Annotated in this window: 2 protein-coding genes and 2 pseudogenes; 3 read left to right on the top strand and 1 reads right to left on the bottom strand. The window is 66.6% G+C overall.

The genetic code is table 11. The features are described from left to right. A pseudogene (locus ABS88_RS21640) lies at positions 1–1245 on the bottom strand (lytic transglycosylase domain-containing protein); the annotation flags it as partial. Between the two features lie 101 nt (positions 1246–1346). On the opposite strand from ABS88_RS21640, the pseudogene dapA reads away from it, so the two are divergent. From dapA to ABS88_RS21625, 3 genes and pseudogenes are all read left to right on the top strand, one after another. Beyond that, positions 1347–2239 (top strand): annotated as a pseudogene (gene dapA, locus ABS88_RS21635) (4-hydroxy-tetrahydrodipicolinate synthase). Between the two features lie 20 nt (positions 2240–2259). Further along, positions 2260–2745, top strand: coding sequence for an SsrA-binding protein SmpB (gene smpB / locus ABS88_RS21630; RefSeq protein ID WP_003050298.1), 486 nt, complete (start codon positions 2260–2262; stop codon positions 2743–2745). Then, complete coding sequence (locus ABS88_RS21625; protein ID WP_003050300.1) at positions 2742–3356, top strand: DUF2062 domain-containing protein; 615 nt, start codon at positions 2742–2744, stop codon at positions 3354–3356. Before smpB ends, ABS88_RS21625 begins: the two co-directional genes overlap by 4 nt. Positions 3357–3360: the final 4 nt, after the last annotated feature.

Genomic DNA, 3360 nt, shown 5'->3' with positions numbered 1-3360 from the left:
CTTGGGCTGGCGACGGCCGAGCCGTTCGAGCGAGAGCTGGCCGTAAAACTGGTCATAATGTTCGGCAGCGTCGGCGAAATGCACATTGGCCGCAGCCGTGTCGCCCGCTGCGAGCGCGGCGCGACCCGCCCAGTAAAAGCCCTTGGTGCGCGTCTGCGCCGAGCGTGCGGCTTCGCCATAAGCGCGGAACAGTCGCACCGCTTCGCCCGGCCGGCCAAGGCTCTTGTAGGCGAGCTGGCCTGCGAGCCATGCCAGCGAGGTATAATCGTCGCGGACGCCGAGCGGCTGTTCGCGCACGACCGTCCCCGACGGCAGCGCGTCATCAAGCTGCCGCGCGATATTATAGGCGGTCGTCTTGTCGCCCGCGGCGTCGGCCTGACGCGCATTGGTGAGCAGGGTTTCGAGCCATTCCTCGGCATCGGTGGGTGCCGAGGCCAGATTGCGCGGCCCCGCGAGCAGCGCGCGCGCTTCGCCGACGCGGCCCGCCTTGCGCAGCCAAGTTGCCTTGTCGGCGATATAGCCGGGGTCGGTGCGGGTCAGCGACGGATATTGCGCTTCGATCGCCGACGCCTGCATAGCGGCGTCGACCGCGCCGCTGCGCATTGCCAGCCGCGCCGCAAAGATCGGCCGCCGGTCGGGCGAGGTGAAGGCGAGTTGGCGCGAGGCGGGGCCGGTCGCGCCCAGCCACAGCAGCTTGTCCATGCGGGCATCATGATCGGTGAGCGAGATCGCACCGGGGAAGAGGCTCAGCACCCGGCTGACCTCTGCTTCATCGAGCGTGCCGCCGGTCCAGGCCCGGCGCACCGCGGCATAGGCTTCGTCGCGGCGGCCCGACGCATTGAGCGCCAGCGCCATGCGCAGTTCGCCGCTCGCCGTGCGCGGCGGAAAGGCCTGGAAATAGGCGAGCGTGCGCGCGGGATCGAAGCTGTCGATCGCGATCGCCTTTTCGGCGCGGACGCGCATCTTGTCGGCATCGGGCCAGTCGCGATTGGCCATCAGGAACCGCGAAAGCCGGTCGAACGACGCAGTCTGGTCCTGCGTCAGCCGCCGCCATTCGAGCACCGCGTCGCCAACCGTGTTGGTCGCGCTCGGCGGCGAGGTCGAGACCGACGCGAGCCCCATCTGGGCGCGATACCACGCCATCTGATCGGGCGTCAGTTCGCTCGCGGTGGCGACCGATGGGACAAGCAGCGCTGCGGCGAGCGCGAGGCGGGAAATTGGGGGCAGCGAAAACATGCCGGCCATGTTAGTGGCAAACTCCTTGCAGGGCGCTGAATAGGCGTTCATGACGCGGCGCGCTGACCGGATTCTATCGGTGAAAGCGGCTTTTTGTAAAGGAGCGGAGCATGTTCTCGGGGTCGATTCCCGCTTTGGTGACGCCATTTCGCGACGGTGCGTTGGATATGCAGGCCTTTGCCCGCCTCGTCGACTGGCAGATCAAAGAGGGGACGAACGCGCTCGTGCCGTGCGGTACGACCGGCGAGAGCCCGACGCTGAGCTTCGATGAACATTATCGCATCATCGACGCGTGCATCGAGGCGGCGGCGGGACGGGTGCCGGTGATCGCCGGCTGCGGGTCGAACGACACCGCCACCGCGATCCGCCACATGCGGCATGCGCAGGCCGCAGGGGCGAGCGCCGCGCTGATCGTCGCGCCCTATTACAACCGCCCGACACAGGAAGGCATGCTCGCCCATTTCAGGGCGCTCGCCGACGCGAGCGATCTGCCGATCGTCGTCTACAATGTCCCCGGCCGTACCGTCGCCGACATCAGCGCCGAAACCATGTGCAAACTCGCCGAAATTCCGACGGTCATCGCAACCAAGGATGCGAGCGGCGACCTTGCGCGCGTGACGATGCACCGGGCGGGGGCGGGCGCCGATTTCTGCCAGCTCAGCGGCAACGACGACTTGTGGTTGCCGCACGCCGTTCTGGGCGGGGTGGGCTGCATTTCGGTCAGGGCTGCATTTCGGTCACCGCCAATGTCGCGCCGCGCCTGTGCGCCGATTTCGCCGCCGCCTGCGCCGCGGGCGACTGGGCGCGCGCGCTGGTCCTGCACGATCGGCTGTTTCCGCTGCACAAGGCGATGTTCACCGACGCGTCACCGGCGCCGGTCAAATATGCGCTGTCGCGGGTGCACGACTGGTTTTCGCCCGATGTGCGCCTACCTATCATTCCGGCGTCCGCTGCATCGCGCGCCGCCGTCGATGCCGCACTGGTTTCGGCGGGCGTTCTCTAGGTTTCAGGTTTTCTTCATTCATGGCCCGTCCGCAATCCGCCCCCGAATTCGACAAGAAGAAGGTCGTCGCCGAAAACCGGCGCGCGCGCTTCGACTATGCCATCGACCAGGTGTTCGAGGCGGGGATCGCGCTGCAGGGCACCGAGGTGAAATCGCTGCGCTTCGGCGAGGGGACGATCGCCGAAAGCTATGCCGAAGTCGCGGGCGGCGAGGTGTGGCTGATCAACGCCAACATCCCCGAATTCAGCCACGGTAACCGCTTCAATCACGAGCCGCGCCGGCCCCGCAAGCTGCTGCTCAACACGCGCGAGATCAATAAATTGCATGCGGCGGTGGCCCGACAAGGGATGACGCTGGTGCCCTTGAGCGTATATTTCAACGGACGCGGGCGCGCGAAGGTCGAACTCGCGCTCGCCAAGGGCAAGAAGGCGCACGACAAACGCGAGTCGATCAAGGAACGCGACTGGAAGCGCGACAAGCAGCGATTGATGAAGGAACGGGGATGAGCGGGGGGAAGCCGCGCGACAAGGCGGCGGTGATGAACTGGATCAAGCGCCACTCGCCGTCGCGTGAGGAGCTGCTCGAAAGCCGGTTCGTCAAGCCCTTTGCCCATCGCGTCGCGCATAGCCATTTGTGGCGCTTCACCCGCACTTCGGTGCGCCGCGGCACCGCGCTCGGCCTGTTCGTCGGCATCTTTTTCCTGATTCCCGGCGCGCAGATACTGGGCGTGGCGCTGCTCGCGCTGCCTTTCCGTGCCAATATTCCGATCGGCGTTGCGATGACCTTCCTGTCCAACCCCGCGACGACGCCGCTGCTGATCGCCGCGGCGGTGTGGCTCGGCAATGATCTGTTCGGGCTGCATGCGAATGTCGCGACCTTCTCGATCATGATCGACAAGGGCGCATCGGTCGGCGAATGGGCGCGGTGGCTGTTGTCCGACGCTGCGCCGGCTCTGATCGCGGGGCTGTTCGTGATCTCGGTCGTCACCGCGGTGGTCGGCTTCCTGCTTGCGGCGGTGATCTGGGACAATTGGATCCGCCTGCGCTGGCGGCGCAAATTGCGCCGCGCGCGCGACCAACGACTTGAGTCATCGACGAGCGACACGGCGGCCGGTTGATCGC

The sequence above is a fragment of the Sphingopyxis sp. SCN 67-31 genome (assembly GCF_001725095.1).
The sequence above is the reverse complement of the archived record's forward strand: the minus strand, read 5'-3'. Positions and strand labels throughout refer to the sequence as shown.

What these genes read in the sequence shown, in the direction of transcription:
- smpB (WP_003050298.1), top strand. Translation starts at nt 2,260, where the DNA reads ATGGCCCGTCCGCAATCCGCCCCCGAATTCGACAAGAAGAAGGTCGTC.
- ABS88_RS21625 (WP_003050300.1), top strand. Translation starts at nt 2,742, where the DNA reads ATGAGCGGGGGGAAGCCGCGCGACAAGGCGGCGGTGATGAACTGGATC.